This window comes from Desulfobaculum sp. SPO524 (assembly GCF_044987625.1).
In the GTDB taxonomy this organism is placed as follows: domain Bacteria; phylum Desulfobacterota; class Desulfovibrionia; order Desulfovibrionales; family Desulfovibrionaceae; genus Desulfobaculum.
Genome location: NZ_JBJDSB010000002.1, coordinates 489,684 through 513,347 on the forward strand (window position 1 = coordinate 489,684; position 23,664 = coordinate 513,347).

Annotated in this window: 19 protein-coding genes; 4 read left to right on the top strand and 15 right to left on the bottom strand. The window is 62.5% G+C overall.

Going from position 1 to position 23,664, the window contains the following annotated elements; genetic code table 11:
- Positions 1–169: 169 nt before the first annotated feature.
- Together ACI3L3_RS07815 and ACI3L3_RS07820 are read left to right on the top strand one after the other, a co-directional pair.
- Positions 170–1,855, top strand: a complete 1,686-nt coding sequence (locus ACI3L3_RS07815; RefSeq protein ID WP_404844547.1) for a peptide-binding protein — start codon at positions 170–172, stop codon at positions 1,853–1,855.
- A 27-nt stretch (positions 1,856–1,882) separates the two neighbouring features.
- The gene (locus ACI3L3_RS07820) at positions 1,883–4,054 is read left to right on the top strand and encodes a RelA/SpoT family protein (RefSeq protein WP_404844548.1); all 2,172 of its coding nucleotides are present in this window, start codon (positions 1,883–1,885) and stop codon (positions 4,052–4,054) included.
- 476 nt (positions 4,055–4,530) lie between these two features.
- Here ACI3L3_RS07820 and ACI3L3_RS07825 read toward each other — a convergent pair whose 3' ends face one another.
- From ACI3L3_RS07825 to ACI3L3_RS07870, 10 genes are all read right to left on the bottom strand, one after another.
- Positions 4,531–5,328: an HAD-IIB family hydrolase gene (locus ACI3L3_RS07825; RefSeq protein ID WP_404844549.1), complete on the bottom strand. Its 798-nt coding sequence runs from the start codon at positions 5,326–5,328 to the stop codon at positions 4,531–4,533.
- 344 nt (positions 5,329–5,672) lie between these two features.
- Positions 5,673–6,476: a pyrroline-5-carboxylate reductase gene (gene proC / locus ACI3L3_RS07830; protein WP_404844550.1), complete on the bottom strand. Its 804-nt coding sequence runs from the start codon at positions 6,474–6,476 to the stop codon at positions 5,673–5,675.
- A gap of 13 nt (positions 6,477–6,489) precedes the next feature.
- The gene (gene ndk / locus ACI3L3_RS07835; RefSeq protein WP_404844551.1) at positions 6,490–6,906 is read right to left on the bottom strand and encodes a nucleoside-diphosphate kinase; all 417 of its coding nucleotides are present in this window, start codon (positions 6,904–6,906) and stop codon (positions 6,490–6,492) included.
- A gap of 72 nt (positions 6,907–6,978) precedes the next feature.
- A complete protein-coding gene (locus ACI3L3_RS07840) occupies positions 6,979–7,773 on the bottom strand; it encodes an ABC transporter ATP-binding protein (RefSeq protein WP_404844552.1) in 795 nt (264 codons plus the stop codon).
- Positions 7,767–8,654: an ABC transporter permease gene (locus ACI3L3_RS07845; RefSeq protein ID WP_404844553.1), complete on the bottom strand. Its 888-nt coding sequence runs from the start codon at positions 8,652–8,654 to the stop codon at positions 7,767–7,769. Before ACI3L3_RS07845 ends, ACI3L3_RS07840 begins: the two co-directional genes overlap by 7 nt.
- A gap of 81 nt (positions 8,655–8,735) precedes the next feature.
- The gene (locus tag ACI3L3_RS07850; protein WP_404844554.1) at positions 8,736–9,710 is read right to left on the bottom strand and encodes an ABC transporter substrate-binding protein; all 975 of its coding nucleotides are present in this window, start codon (positions 9,708–9,710) and stop codon (positions 8,736–8,738) included.
- Positions 9,711–9,723: 13 nt separating this feature from the next.
- Positions 9,724–11,037 carry a divergent polysaccharide deacetylase family protein gene (locus ACI3L3_RS07855; RefSeq protein ID WP_404844555.1) on the bottom strand — a complete coding sequence of 438 codons (1,314 nt, stop codon included), beginning with the start codon at positions 11,035–11,037 and terminating at the stop codon, positions 9,724–9,726.
- A gap of 65 nt (positions 11,038–11,102) precedes the next feature.
- Entirely contained in the window at positions 11,103–12,380 is a 1,278-nt protein-coding gene (locus tag ACI3L3_RS07860) for a S41 family peptidase (RefSeq protein WP_404844556.1), read from the bottom strand.
- 89 nt (positions 12,381–12,469) lie between these two features.
- Entirely contained in the window at positions 12,470–13,624 is a 1,155-nt protein-coding gene (locus tag ACI3L3_RS07865) for a murein hydrolase activator EnvC family protein (RefSeq protein ID WP_404844557.1), read from the bottom strand.
- Complete coding sequence (locus ACI3L3_RS07870) at positions 13,605–14,255, bottom strand: endonuclease III domain-containing protein (RefSeq protein WP_404844558.1); 651 nt, start codon at positions 14,253–14,255, stop codon at positions 13,605–13,607. The genes ACI3L3_RS07865 and ACI3L3_RS07870 overlap by 20 nt, the downstream gene beginning before the upstream one ends.
- Positions 14,256–14,372: 117 nt before the next feature.
- Between ACI3L3_RS07870 and ACI3L3_RS07875 the strand changes: the two genes are divergently transcribed.
- Entirely contained in the window at positions 14,373–16,631 is a 2,259-nt protein-coding gene (locus ACI3L3_RS07875; RefSeq protein WP_404844559.1) for an STT3 domain-containing protein, read from the top strand.
- A gap of 199 nt (positions 16,632–16,830) precedes the next feature.
- Here the strand turns inward: ACI3L3_RS07875 and ACI3L3_RS07880 are convergent, their stop codons facing one another.
- The 4 genes from ACI3L3_RS07880 to dut form a co-directional block, all read right to left on the bottom strand.
- Positions 16,831–17,694 (bottom strand): 50S ribosomal protein L11 methyltransferase, encoded by an 864-nt coding sequence (locus ACI3L3_RS07880; protein ID WP_404844560.1) that lies wholly within the window; start codon positions 17,692–17,694, stop codon positions 16,831–16,833.
- A 14-nt stretch (positions 17,695–17,708) separates the two neighbouring features.
- Positions 17,709–17,885, bottom strand: a complete 177-nt coding sequence (locus ACI3L3_RS07885) for a hypothetical protein (protein ID WP_404844561.1) — start codon at positions 17,883–17,885, stop codon at positions 17,709–17,711.
- Between the two features lie 69 nt (positions 17,886–17,954).
- A complete protein-coding gene (locus ACI3L3_RS07890) occupies positions 17,955–19,154 on the bottom strand; it encodes an aspartate aminotransferase family protein (protein WP_404844562.1) in 1,200 nt (399 codons plus the stop codon).
- A gap of 33 nt (positions 19,155–19,187) precedes the next feature.
- Positions 19,188–19,673: a dUTP diphosphatase gene (dut, locus tag ACI3L3_RS07895; RefSeq protein WP_404844563.1), complete on the bottom strand. Its 486-nt coding sequence runs from the start codon at positions 19,671–19,673 to the stop codon at positions 19,188–19,190.
- A 219-nt stretch (positions 19,674–19,892) separates the two neighbouring features.
- Between dut and glgP the strand changes: the two genes are divergently transcribed.
- The gene (glgP, locus tag ACI3L3_RS07900; RefSeq protein WP_404844564.1) at positions 19,893–22,466 is read left to right on the top strand and encodes an alpha-glucan family phosphorylase; all 2,574 of its coding nucleotides are present in this window, start codon (positions 19,893–19,895) and stop codon (positions 22,464–22,466) included.
- Positions 22,467–22,728: 262 nt separating this feature from the next.
- Here glgP and ACI3L3_RS07905 read toward each other — a convergent pair whose 3' ends face one another.
- Positions 22,729–23,529 carry a sirohydrochlorin cobaltochelatase gene (locus tag ACI3L3_RS07905; protein WP_404844565.1) on the bottom strand — a complete coding sequence of 267 codons (801 nt, stop codon included), beginning with the start codon at positions 23,527–23,529 and terminating at the stop codon, positions 22,729–22,731.
- Between the last annotated feature and the right edge of the window lie 135 nt (positions 23,530–23,664).

A 23,664-nucleotide genomic window follows, 5' to 3' on the forward strand; every position in this document is an offset into this window, starting at 1 on the left:
CGTTGTGCAGACCCGATGAGACTGGCCGATTATATCCATATGCGCTAGATTTTCAAGAGTCCCTTGGCATTTGGGGAACTCTCATTCATACTCGCGGACCCGGGTGCGTACACGCCGCAGTACACCATACCGGGTTTCAGACGAATCGGAAACCACAACTGGAGCACGTATGAATTTTGGAAGGCTGCTCATGCCGCTTTTGGCCGTCGTATTGTGCTGTGTCGCTGCATGTGGCGGCGATGGGCGAGATTCTGGTGACCAGCCCGGTCAAAAGACCGAGGTGGAGCACCGCGCCGCCGACACAGCGTCGGCCAAGCGTCCGGCACAGCCCGAGCAGGGGGACCTGCTGGTGACGGGAACAATTGGAGAACCCTCCAACCTTATCCCGCCACTTGCGTCGGACTCTGCCTCGCATGAGGTGGCAGACCTCATATACGTCTCTTTGGTTCGCTATAACAAGGATATCGAACTCGAACCCTACGCGGCCGAAAGCTACGAGGTGCTCGACGGCGGCAGACGCCTTCGCTTTACATTGCGACAGGACATCCGGTGGACGGACGGCGTAGAACTGACCGCCGACGATGTCGAATTCACCTACAAGCTCATGATCGACCCGAAAACACCAACCGCGTATTCGGAGAACTACAAACTCGTAAAACAATTTACAAAGCTCGACAAGTATACAGTTGAGATCGAGTACGAAAAGCCTTTTGCCAAGGCGCTCATATCGTGGGCGACGGATATTTTGCCCAAGCATCTGCTTGAGGGCGAAGACCTCATGGACACAAAGTACAGCCGCCATCCCGTGGGGGCTGGACCCTTTAAGTTCAAGCGCTGGGAGGCCGGAAGGCGCATTATCCTTGAGGCCAACGACGACTACTTCGAAGGTCGTCCGCATCTGGATGGCATTGTCTACCGCGTTATTCCCGACATCTCCACTATGTTCCTTGAGTTGAAGGCCGGAAATCTGGACATGATGGGCCTGACGCCGCAGCAGTACCTGTTCCAGACCACCACCTCGGAGTGGGAAAAGTTTTATACCAAGTTCAAGTACCTGTCCTTTGGGTACAATTATATTGGCTGGAACCACCGCCGTCCCATGTTTCAGGACAAGCGGGTGCGGCAGGCCTTAGCACACGCCGTGAGCAAACAGGCCATGATCAAGGCCGTGCTCTTTGGCCTTGGGCGGCCCACCGTCGGCCCGTACAAGCCCGGAACGTGGATGTACAACGACGCGATTACCGATTACGACTACGACCCGGCCAAGGCAAAAGCCATGCTGGCCGAGGCCGGATGGACGGACTCCGACGGCGACGGCTGGCTGGACAAGGACGGCAAGCCCTTTGCCTTTACCCTGCTGACCAATCAGGGCAACGAGCAGCGCATTAAGATTGCGACCATTGCTCAGGCAAACCTGAAGGACATTGGCATTCAGGTGAAGATTCGTACCGTGGAGTGGGCCGCATTCCTCAAGGAATTTTTGGACAAGGGCAATTTCGACGCCGTTGTTATGGGCTGGACCATTCCGCAGGACCCGGATATTTTCAACGTTTGGCATTCGTCCAAGGCCGTGCCCGGGGGGCTGAACTTTATCGGCTACAAGAACCCCGAGCTTGACGAACTGCTGGTTCAGGGCCGGCACTCCATCACCAACGAAGAGCGCAAACCCATTTACGACAAGGTGCAGGAAATTCTGCACGAGGAGCAGCCCTACCTGTTCCTGTACTGTCCGTTGTCGCTCCCTGTGGTGTCGTCCCGGTTCATGGACGTGACGCCCGCCCCGGCGGGCATCTCCCACAACCTGAAGTGGTGGTGGGTTCCCGAGGACAAACAGCGTTACACGGCCGTGCCCTAGGCGCGGCCTCAGGTGGCTACAGCAACAATGATTCGCATTCACGAGATACTGGAAAGGACCAAGGGCTACCTCTCCCCCGCAGAGCAGGAGCTTATTCAGAAGGCCTACGTCTATTCGGCCACCGCGCACGCGGGGCAGACGCGCAGGTCCGGCGAGCCGTATTTGTCGCATCCGCTGGAGGTCGCCAACCTGCTGGTGGGTATGCGGCTGGACGGCTACACCATCGCGGCGGGGCTGTTGCACGACACTGTGGAGGATACCAAGGCCGCCATTGAGGACATCGACAACCTCTTTGGCGAGGAAGTGGCGGACATTGTGGACGGCGTGACCAAAATCAGCCAGATGCAGATGTCCTTCGACTCCAAGGAAGCCGCGCAGGCCGAGAATATCCGCAAAATGGTCATGGCCATGAGCGAGGACATCCGCGTGCTGATGGTCAAATTGTGCGACCGCCTGCACAACATGCGCACCCTGGAGTACATGAAGCCCTACAAGCAGCGGGCCATTGCGCAGGAGACCATGGACATCTACGCGCCGCTGTCCAACCGCCTTGGCCTGCACCGCATCAAGGTGGAGCTTGAGGACCTGAGCCTCAAGTACCTGCGTCCGGATATGTACAGCCAGCTGGAAAAAGGCCTTGTGGAGCGCTCCCAGCACGGACAGGCGTACATTGATAACGTCATCGCCCTTATCGAGGACAAGCTGAAGGCCAACAAGATTAAGGGCCGCGTCAGCGGGCGCATCAAGCATATTTACAGCACCTACCACAAGATGCAGCAGCAGGGACTGGAACTGGACCAGGTGCATGACCTGATTGCCTTTCGCGTTTTGGTGCCCAGCATCAAGGACTGCTACGCCGTGCTTGGACTGGCGCATGCGGACTGGAAGCCCGTGCCCGGACGCTTCAAGGACTACATCTCCATGCCCAAGGCCAATATGTACCAGAGTCTGCATACGACGGTCATTGGCCCGGAGGGCGAGCGCATCGAGATTCAGATACGCACCGAGGAGATGCACCGCATCGCGGAATATGGTGTGGCCTCGCACTGGAGCTACAAGGAAGGCAGCAAGAAGAAAGCCCGCGACATGGACCGTTTCTCGTGGCTGCGGCAGATTATGGACTGGCAAAAGGAGGAATCCGACCCCCGCGAGTTCATGAAGTCCCTGCGCTTTGACCTCTTCAAGGACGAGGTCTACGTCTTTACCCCGCGCGGCGACGTGAAGGAGCTGCCAGACGGCGCAACCGCCGTGGACCTTGCCTATCTCATCCACTCCGAGGTGGGCGACCACTGCGCCGGGGCGCGTGTGAACGGACGCTTGGTGCCGCTCTCGCGCAAACTGCGCAATGGCGATTCCGTGGAAATCATCACGGACCCGAACCGCCGCCCCAGCCGCGACTGGCTCAAGTTCGTCAAAACGGCCAAGGCGCGGACGCGCATTAAGCACTTTATCCGCACGGAGGAGCGCACCCGCTCCATCGCTCTTGCCAAGGAGATGCTGGAGAAGGAAGGCCGCAAGATGGGCATCAACGTGGCCAAAGCCATGAAGGCGGGCCAGTTTGATCATGTTGCCGAGGACTTCTCCTTCAAGACCGTGGACGACCTGCTGTCGTCCGTTGGCTACTCCCGGCTGACTCCGCGGCAGGTGCTGAATAAGCTCTATCCCAAGCTGGAGGAAGAGAAGGAGCAGGAACAGCACGCCCGCGCCAAGGAAACACAGCCCCCGGCGCAGACGCAGGACAAGAGCGCGGACAAAATTCGCATCCACGGCGTGGACGATGTGCTCATCCGCTTTGCCAAGTGCTGCAATCCGCTGCCTGGCGAGCCGATTATCGGCTACATCAGCCGTGGCAAGGGCGTGACCGTGCACACCACGGACTGCCCGAACATGGGCAAGATGGAGCCGGAGCGCCTCATCAACATCTCATGGGAGAGCGATCAGGACCGGCCCTATCCGGCCAAGGTCAAGATTGTGTGTAAGAATGAGCCGGGCATGCTGGCGACCATTTGCTCCAAGCTGACGGAGCAGGGCGCCAATATTGATTCCGGCAGCTTCAAGTCCAACGTGGACGGCAATTCCGAGTTATTGTTCACCATCGAGGTGCGCGACTCCGCCCACTTGTACCGCACGCTGGACAACCTGAGCGCGGTGCACCATGTGGTGGAGGCGGTACGCCTCGCCACCAAGGGCGCCAACTGATCCGGCGCGCAAGATTACCGCACACAAGAGCGGCCCGGAGCCTATGGCTTCGGGCCGCTTTGCGTTTTCATCGGTGCGGGGAGCCGCTGGGTGCGGAAGGGGTGGTCTGGGGGGACCAACACCGATGAAGGTGCATGCCGTCATGCCCACGCGTGTGCCTCGCGCGGGTGGAGAGGATTGCCCGCGCGCCGCGTCCGTCATCCCCTGCGCGGCCGCGGCGCGCGGCTGTCGTCGCCTACGTATGCCAAACCGTATGACGACGGCGTATCGCGTTCTCAGCGAGCGAGCATGAGAAGCTATACGCATTTGTCTATATTTGATGTTCAAATGTGTCAAGGGGGAGTGGCAATTTAGGGGGGAAGAGGCTGTGAAGGCTGGTGTGCGCGGGAAAAGGTGCGGGGATGGGCAATGTGCCCCGCGCCGAAAGCCGTCAGGACGGCTGGTGGCGCGGGGCGGGAAGCATTGGCGCGGCGCGCTTAGGAGCGGGCGGCGAGAAGGGCTGCGGCGAGTTCGGCAAAGCCGTGCCCGCCTTCGGACTGGGTAATCCATGCGGGCAGGGCGTCCATGTCGTCCACCAGCGCGCGGACGTTGGCAACGCCAACGGCGTTGGGGAAGTAGGCGAACATGGGGCAGTCGTTGGGCGAGTCGCCCGCGTAGACCACGTGCTCGCGGATGGCGGCAAGGTCCTCGCCAAAGGCTTCCTCCAGCAGGATGCGGGTCATGGACAGCTTGTCGTAGCCGCCAAACCAGCCGTTGACGTGGATGGAGCTGATTTTGGCCTCCGCGCCGCAGTCCGCGAAGATGCGGGCGATGCCGCGTACGTCGTCCTGCGGCAGGGGCGGTATATCCTCGCAAAAATCAATGGCGAGGTCGGCCTCGCGGTAGGCTTGGTCCGTGGCGACAGCGGCGCAGGGGAAGGCGGACAGGACTTTCTTTTTGATGAGCTCCAGCCGCTGGCGGTCGGCGCGGCGTTCTTCGCCCGTTTTGGCGTAGCGGCGCAGCATGCGGCGATTCGCCTCATCGTAGCGGAAGTAGAATGCGCCGTTTTCGCCCACCAGTCCGTCCACAGGCCACATGCGGGCGATGTGGTCGCACCAGCCGGCGGGGCGGCCAGTGATGGGGATAACGCGGATGCCCGCGCAGCGCAGGTCTTCCAGTGCCTGATAGGCGGCGGCAGGCAGGCGGCCGTCGTTGGTGAGGGTGTCGTCAATGTCGGTGAGCACATAGCGCACGGCGGCGCGTGCGTCGCGGGGGAAGTCGCAAATTGGGCGCATGGGCGGAATCCTCTCTGGCATGCGGATGAAGCGGGGATGGTTTGTATCAGCGCGTGGCCGGATGCATAGCGCTTCCCGGTGATTGGGGCAAGGGCTGCGCCCGTGCTGCTGGTGGCCGGGGCGGCTTTGGGCCGGGGGCGGGCAGGTCTGCGGGCCAACGGGAAGGGGATTTCGGTGAGGACAGACGGTGGAGCGAAGGGCTTTGATGCGCGAACGCACCAGTGGGCGGGAGGCGAAAGCAGGGAACGCGCGAACAGGTGGCGGGCGAATGCTGGCGGCGGCGGGCGAAAAAAAGCGCGGCCCGCAGAGCAGGCCGCGCCAAATAGGCTGTCTATGCCGCCCAGCTACTTGCCAAGCTCCACACTGCGCGCAAAGGACTTGCCCACGGCCTGCACAATGGCGGCGCGGACGCCCTCGGCGTCGAGGTGGTTGGTGGCGGCGATGGTTGTCCCTGCGGGGGAGCAGACCATCTCGCGCAGGACGGAGACATGGTGGTCGCTTTCCTCGGCCAGCTTGGCTGAACCGGTGAAGAGCGCCTCGGTCATCTCCGTGGCCTGCTGGCGCGTCAGCCCAAGGGTGACGCCAGCCTCGATGACGGCTTCCATAAAGTAGAAGACGTAGGCGGGGCCGGACCCGGCAAGGGCTGTGAAGGCGTCAAACTGCTTTTCCGGCAGAATGTGCACCTGCCCAAGCGCGCCGAACATCTCCGGCACAAAGGCTTTGTGCGCGTCCGTGAGCGCCGCGTCGTCCAGACAGACGGCAAACACGCCCGCGCCGACCATAGCCGGGGTATTGGGCATAATGCGCACCACGGGGACGCTTCCGCCGGTAAAGGCGCGCAACTGGTCCGTCCGGAGTCCTGCGGCGATGGAAAGCAGGCATGCGCCGCGCTGCGACAGGACCGGGGCAAGCTCGGTCAGGAGCGGCTCCATGTGCTGCGGCTTCACGGCAACAAGGACATAGTCCGAACGCTGCGCCACGTCCTCGGGGCTGGCGGCAATGTCAATGCCGCAGCGCTCCGACAGCGCGCGGGCGTTGTCTTCGGAAAGGTCGTACCCAACGATGGAGATGTCCTCGCGCCCGGCAAGGCCGGACACAATGGCTCCACCCATATTTCCAAGGCCGATGACGCCGATAACGGTGTGCATAGTCAAACTCTCTTTAGCCTACAATCTCAAGCTGGTTGAAGAAGTAGGCGATTTCGGTTGCTGCGGTTTCGGGGGCGTCGGAACCGTGCACGCTGTTGGCTTCGATGTTTTTGGCGAAGCACTTGCGGATGGTGCCTTCCTCGGCCTGCTCGGGGTTGGTGGCGCCCATCAGCTCGCGGTAGCGGGTGATGGCGTTTTCGCCCTCAAGCACGGACACGACACACGGGCCGGAGCACATGTAGTCGCACAGGCTGTCGAAGAAGGGGCGCTCGCTGTGCACGGCGTAGAAACCCTGCGCCTGCTCTTTGGTCATGTGGATCTTCTTGGTGGCAACGACCTTCAGACCGGATTCCTCTATCATCTTCAAGATGGAGCCGATGAGGTTACGCTCGACGGCGTCGGGTTTGATGATGGAGAAAGTGCGTTCCATGAGTACCTCCGAATGAGTGTTGGTTGAGTGGGACAGATCGTCCATGCGGGTGAGTGCGGCCCGCGAAAGTGTCTAGGTGAGGAGCATCCTGTCGGACGAGAACTCTTCTCCCTTGACTGCATAGAACTGGGCCAACAGGTCGTTCACGGACAGCGAGTGCTTCTTCTCGCCGCTAACGTCCATGATGATTTCGCCCTGATGGAGCATGATGAGCCTGTTGCCCAGCTTTATCGCCTGATTCATGTTGTGGGTGACCATGAGTGTGGTCAGCCCCAGCTCCGTCACAAGGTGCTCTGTGAGCAGCAAAACGGAGTTTGCGGTTTTGGGGTCCAGCGCAGCGGTGTGCTCGTCAAGGAGCAGGATGTCCGGGCGGACCATGGTGGCCATGAGCAGCGTCAGCGCCTGCCGCTGGCCGCCGGAAAGCAGACCGATGCGGTCGTCCAGCCTGTCTTCCAGACCAAGGCCAATCTTGTGGACCTCGCGCCGGAAGTAGGCGCGGTCGTCAGCGGTAACGCCCTGCCGCAGTGAGCGCGAAGCCCCGCGGCGGCGCGCAAGGGCAAGGTTCTGCGCAATGGTCAGCGAGGCGCAGGTGCCAAGCAGCGGGTCCTGAAATACGCGGCCCATGTGCCGGGCGCGTTTGTACTCCGGCCATCGCGATATGTCATCATTTTTCAGGGTGATGGAGCCGCTGTCGGGCATGAAGGTTCCGGCCAGCGTGTTGAGCAGGGTGGACTTGCCCGCACCGTTGGAGCCGATAACCGTGATGAAATCGCCCTCGTTGATGGTGAGGTCCACGTTTTTGAGCGCCAGCACCTCGTTGACGCTGCCTTTATGGAAGGAGAGTGTCACGTCGGATAATGTCAGCATCTGGCGAACCTTTTTTTCAGTTTGGGCATGGTCAGCGCCAGCACGACGAGAACCGCGGTGATGAGGTTTAAGTCGCTGGGCGTAAAGGAAAAGCTGCCCACCTTCAGCCCAAGGGCGAGGGCGATGGCAACGCGGTAGACCACGGAACCGGCAATGGCGGCAAACACGGCGCGCGGGATGCTGCGGCAGCCGAACACGGTTTCGCCAACGATGACGGAGGCCAGCCCCGCCACAATGGTGCCGACGCCCATGTTCACGTCCGCCGCGCCCTGATTCTGCGCTATAAGCGCGCCGGACAGCGCCACAAGGGCGTTGGACAGGCCAACGCCGTAGATGATGACTTTGTCCGTATCCACGCCCTGGCTGGTAATCATCTGGATATTGTCGCCCGTGGCGAGCATGGTCTGACCCAGCTCGGTATACAGGAACCAGACAATGGCGACGCCGACCACAGCGGCAAATATGGCGAAGAGCACCGGCGAGGCATAATACCCCGGCAGGCCGAGGCCCATCATGGTGTCCAGCACCGTGTCCACGCCAAGCAGCGAGACGTTGGGGCCGTCCATGATGCGGATGTTGATGGAATACAGCGCCGTCATGGTCAGGATGGACGCCAGCAGGTGCAGGATTTTCAGTTTGGTGTTCAGCAGGCCGGTAATCATTCCGGCCACGAAGCCCGCGCCCATGGCAAGGACGAGGGAGAGGTACGGATTCATGCCGTGCGTGATGGCAACGGCGGAAACGGCGGCGCCAAGAGGCAGGCTGCCGTCAACGGTCAGGTCCGGAAAGTCCAGAATGCGGAACGTGAGGTACACGCCAAGGACCATAATACCGTAGACAAGCCCTTGTTCGAGGGCACCAAGCAATGCGAAGAGGCTCATGATGCGTTATCCGAAAAGGCATGTCCGGGGGCGCGGCGTACCGCGCCCCCGGTGGTTGGATTCTTCGGGAATCGAAAAGGGCTAGCGGATAATCTTGTCGGCCTTGGCCTTGAGGTCATCCGGCAGGGCCACGCCCTGTGCCTTGGCTGCGGGCAGGTTCAGGTGCAGGGTCAGCCCGTCCTGAAATTCCACAGGCGTGGTGGCGGGTTTGGCGCCGCCCACAAGGATGCGCTGCGCCATGTCGCCGGCCTGTTTGCCGTGCAGGTAGTAGTCGAACCCAAGGGCGGCGACTGCGCCGCGCGGCACGGAACCAACGTCCGCCGCGTACAGGGGCATCTGATACTGCTGGCAGACCTTGACCATGGACTCCAGGGCGGAAACCACGGTGTTGTCCGTGGGCACGTAGACGGCGTCCGCGCGACCGGCAAGGCTCTTGGTGGACTGGTACACGTCGCCGGTCTTGGAGGCCGTGGCTTCCTCAAGGGCGACGCCCTTGGCCTTGCAGGCTTCGCGCAGCAGGCGCACCAGCGTTTTGGAGTTAGCCTCGCCGGAGTTGTACACCACGCCAAGGGTTTTCAGGTCCGGCTGGATTTCCAGCATCAGTCCAAGGTGCTTGTCCACGGGCGTTAAGTCGGACACGCCGGTGATGTTGGCACCGGGCGTTTCAAGGTCGGGCACAAGGCCGGACCCCTGCGGGTCCGTCACGGCCGCGAAGATGAGCGGCACGTCCGCCATGTGCGGCGCTTTTTTGATGATTTGGGCGCAGGTCTGCGCGCTGGGCGTTGCGATGGCCAGCACGAGGTCCGGGCGCTCACCGGCGATGGTTTGGGCAATCTGGTTTGCCGTGCCCATGTTCGCCTGTGCATTGTGCACGCTGTATTCCACATCAACGCCCTGTTCCTTCAGTGCGTCCTGAAAGCCCGCCAGCACGGCGTCCAGAGCAGGGTGCTCCACAAACTGGCTGACGGAAACGGAGAACGTCCGGGCAAAGGTGGGCGACGGCGGCAAAGCCGCAAGCAGCAGCGCGGTCAAGACGAGTGGTACGATTCGCTTCATGGGTTCCCTTCCTCTAGCGAATAGGTTGTAAGGCGGTCAGCGGCACCATGCGCGCGGTGCGGTTGGTGCGCTGTCCCCATTCCTGCAGCGCTTTGAGCGTTTCGGGGTAGGGATGGCCGATGGCTATGGCCTGCCCCCGCGACGCCGCAAGGCGCTGCGCCTTTTCCAATTGTCGCCGGATGGAGCGAACGTCCCGGATATTGTCCAGGAATATGTTGCGCTTGTACAGCGCCAGTCCGGCATTGCGTCCTTCCTGCATGGCCACGCTTCCCGGCGTGGTCAGGCTGTCGAGGAAGAACATCCCCTTATTGTGCAGTTCACCCATGACGGTGGCCATTCCGGCCGTGTCCTGCGTAAACTTCGAACCCATGTGATTGTTGACGCCGATGGCCTCGGGCACTTGCCGGAGGTCATCGTGCAGTGTGGCCAGAATCTGCCGCTTGTCCATGGTGGTAAAGAGCGCGCCGGGACCGGGGCGGACGCCGGGGTAGCCCTTTGGCTCCATGGGCAGGTGCAACAGGATATCCAGCCCCGCCTCATGCGCGATGCGGGCCACCTGTGTGGCGCGGGCCATGTGCGGCAGGATGGAGAAGGTGACGGGATAGGGCAGCTCGGCCAACTTCTTCGCATAGTTGGCGCTTTGCCCCATGTCGTCGATGACGATGGCCAGTTTGCCTTCGGAGAGGTCCTCCGGGCTTTTGGCGGGCGTTATGGTGAATGTTAGGGTGTGCGTCGGGCGGCCCATGAGCATGACAGTGGCGCGCTGCGCGCCGGATTCGTCGTGCTCGCGGACCAGCTTGCTCACCGGCGCCCATTTGGCAAGGGCGCGCTCCAGCGTGGTGATGAAGCGTTGCGGCTTACTGTCCAGTTCAATGGTCAGCGCCTGATAGTGGTAGGCCTCGCCGTGGAAGCGGCGCAGGCTGATTTCCGTAAATTCCAGATGCCCCGGACCATAGCCCGTGAGGATAAGGCTCTCCATGAGCGCAAAGTCCACCTTGCGGACAAGGCGCTCCAGCGGCGCGCCGAGGCTTTCCTCGTAGCCGTGGTATTGGCCTTCGTCGTCCTCGGCAATGGCGGCGGGGTCTTGTGCGGGGCTGGCGCCGGGGGCTGCGCCCTGCGGCGGTGCGCCGCCTTCGGTGGGCGACGGGGGAGCTGTTTGGGTGGTGGCGGCAACGGGTTGCCGGACTTCGGAATTGCCGCCGCTGTCCGCAAGAAAGAACAGCGTGATGCAGACGGCAACAAGCAGGACAATGGTGACGCCCACAAGGTAGGCGGGGCGCAGCGTCAGTCGTGTGGTCTCGTTCGTGGTCTCTTCGGTCATGCCCATATGGCAGCGCCGGACACGAGGGTCCGGCGCTGAGGTAGTGATGTCTTCTGGGGCGCGCGTGCGCGCTATTTAATGGCCTTCAGGTCAGGCAGCTTTTTCACAAGCTGGAGCGCCAGACGAAGCTGGTTGTCGCGGGAGAGCATTTCGAGGGCTTCCTCGGTGGCTCCACCGGCGGCGGCACCTTCTGCGTGCGTGGCGTTTTCAATGTGGCCCTGCAGGTCCTTTTCCCGAATCATGTGCAGGCCGTTGTCGGCCTTCTCGCGCGGAGGCTCAAAGGGATAGATCAGGTCGGGGACAATGCCCTCGGCCTGAATGGAGCGACCGCTGGGGGTGTAGTACAGCGCCGTGGTCAGCTTGATGCCGGAGCCGTCGGACAGCGGGATAACGCTCTGCACCGTGGCTTTGCCAAAGGTACGCTCGCCAATGAGCAGGGCGCGGTTGTGGTCCTGCAGCGCGCCGGCCACAATTTCCGAAGCGGAGGCGGAGCCGGCGTTGATGAGCACAACCATGGGCACGGTGATGTCCTTGGAGGACTTGCGTGCGTTGAAGTCCTTGCGGTTTTTGGGGTTGCGGCCCTGAATGTAGACCACGTTGCCGTCGGACAGGAAGGTGTCCGCCACGGACACGGCCTGATCCAGCAGACCGCCGGGGTTGTTGCGCAGGTCCAGCACGATGCCTTCCAGCTTGTGCTTGGCGCTGTACTCATTGATGAGCTGGCGCATTTCCTGCGTGGTGTGCTCGTGGAAGCGGGTCAGGCGCAGGTAGAGGTAGCCGTCCTCCAGCACTTCGCCCTTGGCACCGATGATGGGGATGGTGTCGCGCTTGATGCTGATTTGTTCGGGGGCGGTGGCGTCCTTGTGCAGGATGGTCAGGATGATTTCGGAGCCTTTGGGGCCACGGATGCGGCGCACGGCTTCGATGAGCGTGATGTCCTGCGTGGTTTCACCGTCGATTTCAAGGATGGTGTCCCCGGCCTTGAGGCCGGCCTTGTACGCTGGGGTGTCCTCGATGGGGGAGATGACGGTCAGGCGGCCGTTGCGGAGCGAAATTTCAATGCCGATGCCGCTGAACTCGCCGGAGGTGCCGATGCGCATCTCCTTGAATTCATCCGCCGTCATGAACGTGGAGTGGGGGTCGAGGTCTTGCAGCATGCCCCTGATGGCTCCGTTGATGAGCTCATCGCGCGAGACGTCGCGCACATATTGACGCTCGATCATGTCCATGGCCTGACTGAACCGCTTGAGCGGGCCGTAGAGGTCCTCGCCCACGGGCTTGGTGATGCCTGTGGACACAGACATGGAGAGGAGCAGGATTGCTGTGAAGATCCAGACGGTTAAACGCATGTAAGCCTCCGGCTAGAGTATGATGGAACGGCCCTGACCGGACCTGTGCCTGACATTGCGGCAGCAGACGGTCAGCATGACGCCGCCCGTCATCTGAGGGCTGTCAGCCACTCATCAGGATTAATTGCTTTTTGCCCAAAACGCAATTCAAAATAGAGTCCGGGCCCATCCGCAGCGGGATAGGGACCGGTCCAGCCAATAGTCTGTCCCTCTTTTACCGTGTCGCCACGGATGACGTTGCTTTCCGACAGAAAGGCGTAGAGGGAATAATATTTGTCACCATGCGACAGAATGACCACCCGGCCATACCCGCGCAGGATGTCGCTGTGCACAACGCGCCCGGCAAACACGGCGTTCACCGACGCGCCGTCAACGGTATGAAAGCTGATGCCCCGGCGTCCGGGCGCCATGGTCAGGCGCGAGCCGGACCCTTGGCGCGGGGTGAACCGCTTGCCGGAAACCGGCATGTGCAGTGTGCCCTTGCGCCGCTTGATGCCCGTTTCGGACAGCGCCTTGAGGCGGTAGTTCATGTCGTCGATGACGGACAGAATCTGCGACAGGGCTTGCTCTTCGCTGATGCGGCGGGTGCGGACCTTGCGCAGGCGCTGCACGAAGCTGAGGCGGCGCTGCACAAGGTCGTCCTTGTCGGCGTTGATGGCGTCGATGCGCTCTTCCGCCTCGGCGCGCAGGGTGCGGTGCTGTGTCGCAAGCTTTTGCAATTTCTGGTCCTGTTCGTCCAGTTCGCGTAGGGCGGACTGCACGCGGGAGTAGAGCGCGGCCCCCCACGCAAAGCGGCGGTCCGTGGCCGCCCATGCCGGGTCGGACGCGGAGCGGCCCTGCTTGGCGCGCACGCGCAACGGCCACAGCGCATTCACCAAACGCGAGAGCTGACGCCGGGTGCGGGCCTTTTCAGCCTCCACATCCTCCTGCCTGTGCAGCAGGTCCTTGCGCTTGTCGTCCAGTGCGGCAAGGCTGTCCTCCCGCTTGGCAATGCGTTTTCGCAGGGTGGCAAGGTCGGCCTCAATTTTGGCAAGGTCCGCGTTGAGGCGGCGCTCCTTGGATGTCAGAGAATCGACTGTCCGGCGCCCCTGTTCGGCGCGTTTGGATTCCTGCCGGATGGATTGGCGCAGGGCGTCCGAGCTACCCTCGGCCTGTGCGGACGCGGCGGCGCAGAGTGCGGCGACGGCCAGCCCAAAGGCGAGGACAAGCGTGAAGGCAGGGCGGCTATGGCAGGAACGGGGCAAGAGGGCACTCCGTGCAGTGCTGCGTGTTTTTGAGGCAGTATGTGGCCGCAACGCGAACGAGCAGCGCGTGAAACTCATTGTACAAGGGGACGTCCGGGTCCAGAACATCCATGAAAAAGTCGCGCATTTCGTCGTAGAGTACGTCTTCTGGAAGAAGTGCGTGACGTGTAAGTATGCGTCTGGTATAAGCATCTACTACAAAACTCGGCTTTTCGAGCGCGTAGAGCAGTATGCTGTCCGCCGTTTCGGGGCCGATGCCGCGTACACCAAGCAGCGCCTCACGCGCGGAGTCGAGCGGCAGGGCGCGCAGCTGGGTGAGGGCCATGTCGCATTCTTCGCCGAGGAAGGCAACGAAATCCTTGAGACGATTGGCCTTCATACGAAAATACCCGGACGGGCGGATGCATTCCGCCAATTCGTCGGGGTGGGCGCTGCGGATGCCTTCCGGCGACAGCATCCCGGCGGCCTTCAGGTTGCCGATGGCTTTTTCCACGTTCCGCCAGTTGGTATTTTGCGTGAGTATGGCGCCCACCGCCACCTCAAAGGGCGTTGTGGCTGGCCACCACCGGCTGGGGCCAAGGGCGGTGAGCATGGCGGTGTACATATCGCGAAGCAGGTCTTCTCTGGGCATATTTCGGGTGCGTCCTTGTGCGCGTCGTGCCCCGGCGCCGGTGCGGCGCAGTCGGGAATCCGGGAAGTCTAATGCGCGCGCGGCAATTGTGCAACCATCCAGCAAAACGGGTGAATCATGACATGTGCACGACACGGCGATGACGGGCAGGTGACATCGGCTGGAATGTGTTGGGGCATTTGGGTGGCCTTTGTGGTGGCCTACGCCGTGGCCGTCCTGCTGCATATGGCGGAAGTGCCGGCGTGGCTGCGCGCGGACCTGCGCGTTGGCGGCGAGGCCATTGTGGGCACGCATGATGCCTACGCATGGATGGCCGGAGCCAAGGGCACCAGCCGTCTGGCCGGACAGCCGCTCAGCCTGTTGCTGGGGTGGTTGCATGGGGCCACGGGAATCCCCCTTGGTGACATTGCGTTTTGGATGCCGCCTTTTGTTGCCGCCCTTGCCGCGCTTCCTGCCGCCTTTTTGGCCGCGCGGCTGGTGCACCCCGCCGCGGGACTTGCCGCCGGATTTCTGGCCGTGGCCTGTCCCGGTTTTTTTATCCGCACACGTGTCGGGTTCTGCGACACGGACATTCTGACCCTGTTTTTTCCCCTGATGGCGACGGCGTGGTTTTATGTCCTTTTGACGCCCTTTATGCGCGGCGCGTGGCGGCGTGGCAAGGCTGATGCGTCTGCGCCCAAGGACGGCGCGGAGCAGGATGCTGACGCCGCAGACGCAGAGCGCGGCTTGTGGGAGCACCGCCGCACTGCGCCAGCCGGGGCGGTGGGCCTTGGCGCGCTCCTTTGGCTGTATACGTGGTTCTATGGTTCCGGCTTTGTGATTGCCCTTGGCCTGTGCGGGGTGTGCGGCGCAGTGGCCTTGGTGGCTTCGCGGCACGGGGCGTGGGGGGAGATTGTTTTCTTGGTCGCTCTTGTCCTGATGTCATGGTTGGCGGGACCGGTGGGATGGATTGTGGGCGCGGCGCTGGCTGGCGCAGCACGGCTGCGCCCGGAGGGAGTGTATCGCTGGCGCATGCCCCTGACCGCTCTCCTTGGCGCCGGCGCCTTTGTCGCGCTTCTTCTGGTTCGGCAGGGGGATGTGGCGACCATAGGCGTTATCCTGACCAAATATTTGGGCCTTGGCCCTGCTGACGAGACGGTGCGTAAGGCGTGGGGCGACCTGAATTTGCCGTCGGTTATCTCCAGCGTGCGTGAGGCCACGCGGCCCGCGCCGGACGCGGTTTTGCGCTTTATGAGCGGCAATTGGGTGATGAGCGCCGTGGGCATTGCGGGGTATCTGGCTCTGGCGTGGCGGCGACCTGCCGCGTTGATGCTGTCGCCGATGCTGGCTCTTGGCGTGGTCGGCGGCTGGCTGGGGACGCGCTTTACCATGTATTCCGGCGTGATTGTCGGCCTTGGGCTGGCGTATATCGTGTCGTGGCTGGTGGTGCGGTACCGTGATTCGACGCGCACACACTGGGTGTTTCACGCGGGGCTGTTGTGTGTGGTGAGCTTGCCCACGGTGATGAATCTGGACGCCTTTGACCCCGTACCTGTGGTGACGCCGCAGTATGCGGCAACCCTTGATGACGTGGGGCGGTTGGCCGAGCCGGATGCTGTGCTGTGGCAGTGGTGGGACTTTGGCTACGCCGCGCAGTATTACGCGGAGCGCGACACGCTGGGCGACGGCGCGCGGCAGGATGGCAACGTGCTGTATACCCTTGGCAAGGTGCACAGCACGCCTTCTCCGCTACAGGCGTGGCAATTTCTGCGCTACATGGCGGCGGAGCGCGAGCGGCAGGCGCAGGCGGCCGGGGACGACGCGCCGCCGGCTCCGCAGGCCTTGCGGCTTCCCGTCGCGCCCTTTGACCCCGTGGCGGGTCTTGCGCAGATGGGCGCGGAAAAAGCGCAGGCTTTTGTGGAATCCCTTGCGCGGGAGCGCCGGGAGTGGCCCGTGACCGGGCGGCAGCAGTTTTTGACCGTGGGATGGGAGAATCTGCGCATCGCTACATGGATAACGCGTTTCGGGCATTGGAAACTCGACTCCGGCGCGGCGGGCGGCGGGTCGTCCAAGCGGCTTTTGCAGGGCACGAGCTTTGATTTGGAAAATGGGCGGGCGCACATTGACGGCATTGGCGTTGTGCCCCTTGCGACCATGGATTTCATCCGCCGGGACGGGAGCTTTCACCAGTACCAGTGGCATTCGGGCGGCAGGGTGCGCATTGTGGCCAACGAGCTGAGCGGGGAGATTTTGGTCATGGATGGCGAGGCGCGCCGCTCACTCATGGCAAAGATGCTTCTTGATGATCCTTCGGCCTTTGCGCCGTATTTTACGCTTGTGGTGGACCGCGCGCCGTGGGCGCGGGCCTACCGCGTGAATACGGACATCGGCGGGTAGAGCCTGCAAAAGGGCGGCAGGGCCAAAGCCCCACCGCCCGGAAGTGCGGATGCGTTCGTCACGGCGTGGGCGCGGGCTGGCGCTCTGCGCGGCGCGGTGACGGACTGGGGGCACAGCTTCGCGTCAAGCTATGGCGCGGTGGTTGTGCCTTTTTGTGTGGCGGCGTCCCGTGTTTGCGGGGGTATCCGCCGATGCGCCGCTAGGCGGGCATCTTGCTCCAGATGAGCGCGGTCCACTCGTTCTTGGAGTGTCGTTCCGGCGCGGGCAGGCCAAGGCCGGTGTAGACCTCTGCCACGGCGTCCGCCTGTTCGTTCAGAATGCCGGAGAGCACAAGGCACCCGCCGGATTTGGCCTTGGCGATGATCTGCTCGGCCATGGCCTTGAGCGGATTGGCGAGGATGTTGGCGACCACAAGGTCAAAGCGCTCGTCGCCGCCTGCCGCGTCCACGGAGCCGGTGCCGAGGGCAAATTCATCGCCAACGCCGTTGATGGTGCGGTTTTCCAGCGCGTTTTCAATGGCAAGGGGGTCAATGTCCAGACCTATGCCGGAAAGGCCCAGCTTGCAGCAGCCAATGCCGAGGATGCCGGAGCCGGTGCCAAGGTCGAAGAACCTGCCGCCGGCGGCAACCGCGCCGCCTTGCACCAGCGAGTCGATGGCTTCAAGGCACAGGGCCGTGGTACCGTGGTGGCCGGTGCCAAAGGCGGTTTTCGGCTCGATGATGATGGGCATGGAGCCTTCGGGGGCTTCGTCCTTCCGCCACGGGGGCAGAACGATAAACCGTCCGGCTTCCACCGGGGTGAAGAACTCGCGCCATGCGCTGGCCCAGTCCTGTTCCTCGATGCTGTCGCGGTGGATGGTGATGTCCGGCCACGTGGCGGACAGGCCTTGAATAACGTCATGCGCGGCGGCGGATTCCTCAAAGTAGATGCGGAACAGCACTTCCTCGTGCTGGGTGGAAAGCTCCTCCTGCCAGCCGTGGGGGGCGTTTTCCGTCAGGTAGAAGGTGACGTCCTCCACGAGGGAGTCCGGGACCGTGCATTCGATTTGCAGAAGATTTTTCATGAATTCCTGTGGTGTTATACTCTGTTGTCCACAATGCGGCCTGTGCCGGCCTCCGGCACGCGGCGCACGCGCTCGGTTGTGGGCGGCGCGTCCGGCGTTATGCCCGGACGCTGCCGGGGCAACTGGCGCGGTGCGGGAACGCTCTGCGGCTGTTCTGGGGGCTGTGGGCCGCTTGCGGCTGGTGTGGTCATGGGCATGGGCGTCTTTGTCTTTCGCCGCGTTGTGCGCCGGGGCCGAGGCCCCGGCGTGAAAAGGCGGCGCTAGGCCTGCGCGAGCAGGCGGTCAAGCTCCTTGGCGTAGCGCTCAAGGTCTGCCGGGTCGATAATAAGCGGCGGCAGCAGGCGCAGGATGGTCCCCTGCGTCAGGTTGCAGATAAAGCCTGCATCCATGAGGCCCTGCCAGATGGCCTGTCCGGGGATGGTGAGTTCGATGCCGATGATGAGGCCAAGGCCGCGCACCTCGGCAATCTTGCCGGGGTGGCGCTCCTGCAGCGAGCGGAAGAGGTCAAGGGCGTAGGCGCCGGTCTGTGCGGCTTTTTCGCAGATGCCGTCGCGCTTCATAATATCCAGTACCGTGCAGGCCACCGCGCTGACAAGGGCGTTTCCGCCAAAAGTGGTTCCGTGGCTGCCGGGGGTGAAGGCCGCGGCAACGGTGTCCGTGGCCAGCAGCGCGCCCATGGGCAGGCCGTTGGCCAGCGGCTTGGCCGTGGTAAAGATGTCCGGCGTGATGCCGTAATGCTGGTGCGCCCAGTACTTGCCGGTGCGGCCAAGGCCGGTTTGCACCTCATCCACAATGAGCAGGATGTCCTTTTCGCGGCACAGGGCCACAAGGGCGTCCACATACTCCTGCGACAGCGGCCGCACGCCGCGTTCGCCCTGAATAAGCTCCACCATCACAGCGGCGGTTTTGCCGGTAATGGCTGCGCGCACGGCGTCAATGTCCATGAATGGCACTGTGATAAAGCCCTCGGGCAGCGGCTCGAAACCGTCCTTGACCTTGGGCTGGCCGGTTGCGGTCAGCGTGGCGAGAGTTCGCCCGTGGAAAGAGCCGTCAAGTGTGATAACCTCGTAGGCGTCACGGTCTTTGACGGTGTGCATGTAGCGGCGGGCCATTTTGATGGCGGCTTCGTTCGCTTCCGCGCCGGAGTTGCAGAAGAAGGCTTTGTCCGCGCCGCAGGTGGCCAGCAGGCGTTCGGCAAGCTCCACCTGCTCCGTCTGGTGGAAAAGATTGCTCACATGCCCCAGCTTGGACCACTGGCTGGTGAGGGTGCCCAGCAGTTCCTCATTGGCGTGGCCGAGGTTGCAGACGGCGATGCCCGCAAGCAGGTCCACATATTCCTTGCCGGAGCTGTCATAAAGGCGGGTGCCCGAGGCGCGCTCCACTGCCAGTGGGTAGCGTGCGTAGGTGTTGCAGATGGAAGCGGTGTCACGTTCTTTGAGCGCGCTGAGTGCATCGGACATGGTGGGTTTCTCCCTGTGCCGCCGGGTGGCGGATTACATTTTCCCTGTGTGGCCGAATCCGCCAGCGCCGCGGGCGGTTTCGGAAAGATCAGTCACCTTGGTCAGCCGCGCCTGATGCACGGGCTGAAACACGAGCTGGGCAATGCGCTGCCCTCGTCGGAGTCGTCGTGTCTGGTCCGAGGTGTTGAGCAGGGAAACGATAATCTCGCCTCTGTAGTCGGGGTCGATAACGCCCACGCCTTGGCTGACGGTCAGGCCTTCCTTGGTGCCCAGACCGCTGCGGGAGTAGACGAATCCGGCCACCGACGGAGATTTGATGTCGATGGCGATTCCGGTGGGAATGGCGCGCCGTTCTCCGGGCGGGATGGTCAGCGTCTCTTCGTCGATGCAGGCCCGCAGGTCGAACCCTGCGGAACCGGTGGTGGAATAGGCGGGCGGATGCTCCTCCAGCACCGGGTGCAGCACCTTGAAGTCAACGTCGATGCTCCCGAAGCCCGGGGCGCTCTGGTCGCTGTACATGGTATGCTCCACAAAACGGGGCCGCCGGGTGGCGGCCGATTAAAGAGTATGACGCAAAGAGGTAGTCCAGCAGGGCGTGGAAGTCAAAGACCAGCCTCGGGGATGAGCCCTAGGGCAGAAGAGAGTGCTTGCCATTTTGCGGGTGCATTGGCAGGTTATAACCTGCCGGACTAGTATAGACGCAAGAGTGTACGACAAGCGCCATGCAAGGAGTATGATATGCAACCTATCCAGGTTTTCAGCGTGGTTCCGAAACTTCCGGAGAAGTTGAGCCCGCTTTGGGAACTCGCCTACAATTTCCTGTTTGCCTGGAACGGGAACGTTGTGGACCTTTTTTCGCGCATAGATCCAGCTTTGTGGCGTAAAAGCGAAAGTAATCCTGTGCGTTTCATTAACAGCCTGCCGCAGGACACGCTGGAGGAGTTGGCAAAGGACGATCTGTTCCTGACCCGCATGAAGGAGACGGTGGACGAACTCAAGAGCTACGTCGGCGAAGTGGCGACGACCTTCAGCTTCCCCGGCAGCTTGGGCAAGGACCCCGTGGTGGCGTATTTCAGCTTTGAGTTTGGCATCAGCCCGTGTCTGCCCATCTATTCGGGCGGGCTGGGCATTCTTGCCGGTGACCACTTAAAGTCCGCCAGCGACCTGAACATTCCTCTTGTGGGCATTGGGCTGTGCTATCAGCAGGGGTACTTCCGTCAGCGCCTTGCCCCGGACGGCTGGCAGCACGAGCACTACCCCGTGTATGATTTTGAGCAGATGCCCATATCCCTTGTGAAGGACGACAACGGGCGCCCCGTGCGTATTACCCTTGACCTGCAGGACAGGCAGGTGACGGTGCAGCTGTGGAAGGCGGCTGTGGGGCGGGTGAATCTGTTCCTGATGGACACCAATATCCCCGAGAATCCGCCGGAGTTCCGCCAGTTGACCACACGCCTGTACGGCGGCGACTGGGAGATGCGCCTCCAGCAGGAGATGCTACTCGGTATCGGCGGCATCAAGGCCTTGTCGGCCCTTGGGCTGGACCCGAAAATCATCCACATGAACGAAGGCCACTCCGCCTTTGCCGGGCTGGAGCGCATTCGGGTGTTCATGAAGGAATGCGGCATGAGCTACGAGGCGGCGGTGGAACTTGCCGCGTCTAGCTGCGTGTTTACCACGCATACGCCTGTTCCCGCGGGTAATGACAGGTTCCCGCCGGACCTGATGCAGCGCTATATGGAGCCGTACGCGCAGGAGCTTGGCCTTGCCTTTAAGGTCTTTATGGCCCTTGGGCGCGAGGACCCGCGAGACGATGCGGAATCCTTCTGCATGACGGTGCTGGCGCTGCGCCTGTCACGCTTCAATAACGGTGTGAGTGAATTGCACGGGCACGTGTCGCGCAATATGTGGAAGCGTGTGTGGCCGCAATTCCCCACGGAGGACGTCCCCATCGGGGACATTACCAACGGGGTGCACCACCCTAGCTGGGTGGCTGATGACCTTGGGCTGTTGTTCGACCGCTACCTTGGCTCCAACTGGCGCGAGGACCCGGACTGCCAGCGTGTGTGGAAAAACGCCGACGCCATCCCCGACGCCGAACTCTGGCGCACGCACGAGCGGCTTCGTGAGCGCCTAGTGGACTTCGTCCGCCATCGCCTGCGGCAGGAGCTTCTGCAGAAGGGCGCGCGGCGCAGCGAGGTGGAGGCCGCCGAGGACGTGCTGGACCCGCAGGCCCTGACCATTGGTTTTGCGCGGCGATTTGCCACCTACAAGCGCGCGAACCTGCTCCTGCAGGACAGGGACCGCCTGCTCAAGCTGCTGCACAACAACCAGCGTGGGGTGCAGTTCATCTTTGCGGGCAAGGCGCACCCTGCCGACAACGAAGGCAAGAAAATCATCCAGCAGATTGTGCAGTTTTGCCGCGAGGGCGACTGCCGGCCCAAAATGGTCTTTCTGCAGGACTACGACATGGACATTGCCGAGCACATGCTTCAGGGCTGCGACGTGTGGTTGAACAATCCGCGCGTGCCTCTTGAGGCGTGCGGCACCAGCGGCATGAAGGCCATGGTCAACGGCGTCATCAATCTGAGCACGCTGGACGGCTGGTGGGCCGAGGCCTACCGCTCGGACAACAGCGTGGGCTGGTCCATTGGCCGCGGGGAAACCTACGACGACCTGCGGCATCAGGATTTTGTGGAGTCGCAGATTCTGTACACCCTGCTGGAGACGGAAGTGGTGCCGGACTTCTATGACCGTGGCCATGGCAATCTGCCCCGCGCGTGGGTAGAGCGGATGAAGCGCGCGCTGGTGGAGTTAGGCCCGGTGTTCACCTCGCACCGCATGGTGGAGGACTACGCAAACATTGCTTATCTGCCCGCGTACAGGAACTATCTGGAGCTGACGCAGAATGACTTCCAGGCCGCCAAGGAGCTTGCCGAGTGGCGGATGGATATGATGACCAAGTGGCATGGGCTGGATATCCGCAACGTGGCGGCCCAGCAGCAGGGCGAGGTGAACGTTGGCGTTCCCATCCCTGTTACGGCGGAAGTGCACCTCAACGGCATTGAAGCCAGCAACGTGCTGGTGGAAATCTACGCCGGGGCGCTTGATCAGGACGGCAACTTCAAGCAGCGGGCCGCTGTGGAGATGACGCCGGGCGAGTTTGTGGAGGAAGGCTGGTGCCGCTATACCGGGGAGTTTGCGCCGCAGTGGCCGGGACGTTTTGGGTACACCGTACGTGTGCTGCCGCGCCACAAAAACTTGCTGGACCCGCACTCCCTTGGTCTGATCCGCTGGGCGGACCAAGGCTAGCCAGTCGTATATCTGAGTTAACAGCGCCCCGAACCGTACGGTCCGGGGCGTTTTTTTGCGTGTCTGTGTAGGCGGGAACTCATGCGCCAGTGTGGGGAGTGAACGCCGCAGAACCCGCGCCGTGTTGGGCCGTGGGCTGGAGAAGATATCTGCGCGGCTTGGACGGGCTTGGCGGGCCGGGCGGAAGCTGCGCTCTGCAACAGCGTTGTTGTGGCGTCAGGGGAGCGCCCATAGAAAGAGCGGCTCCGTTGTGGGCGGCCGGTCAGGAGCGGGCTTCGGCGTCGTTGGCAATGGCCTCGCTCAGGTGGTCCAGCCAGATGTTGGGGAAGTCCCCGTACTCGGCGGTGCCGCGCAGGACGCATTCCGTCTGGATGCCCGCGGCGGAGAGAATATTGACCCATGAGTCCGGGCCTGCGCCGCACATGTCTTTTTGGACGTGGCGGCCGGGGACGGCCAGCAGCGGGACAAGCCACGCCTTGGTGACGCCCTTTTCCGCCAAGGCCTTGGTGACGTCCTCAATAACGAGGCGGCCGTCCATGGTGGCGACGTAGACGTTGTCGTCGCGGCGGCGCAGTTCGTCATACAGGGCGTCGTACATGGAGTCGCCCGCATGCCAAGTGCCGTGTCCCATGAGCACGACGGCTTCCCCGGTACGGCGCTCCGGCGGCAGGGCGCGCATAACGGCGTCCGCCGCTGCGGCAACGTCACCTTCGTTGGTGATGAGCGGACGGCCAAGGACAATGCGCTCAAAGCCGCGCTCGCCACCGCGAAAGCGCTGCACGTCCTCCACAAGGTCGTGGTATTCGTCGCCGGGGATGATGTGCAGGGACTGCACGGCCACATGGGTGAACTTTTCAAACCACATTTTCTCCAGCGCCTTGCGCACGGAGTCGGTCTTCATGCCCTTGTCGGCAAGTTTGCCGCGAACCACACCGGACGTGAAGGCCCAGCGGGCGGGCACGCCGGGAAAGCGACGCCGGACGGCGTCGTCAAAGCGCTTGAGCGACAAGTGTGCGGCCTGTCTGCTTGAGCCGAAAGCGACGAGGAGGATACCTTTCTGCATAATGTCCGTTGATGGTGGTGGATGGGAATTGGCGCTACGGGGTAGCGCAAGTCCCATTCATAGCAGAGAAATGGACAATGGAGAAGCCCCGCGCGGGCGGTAGTCTGCGCGCGGGTGAGGGGTGGACGGCGCGGT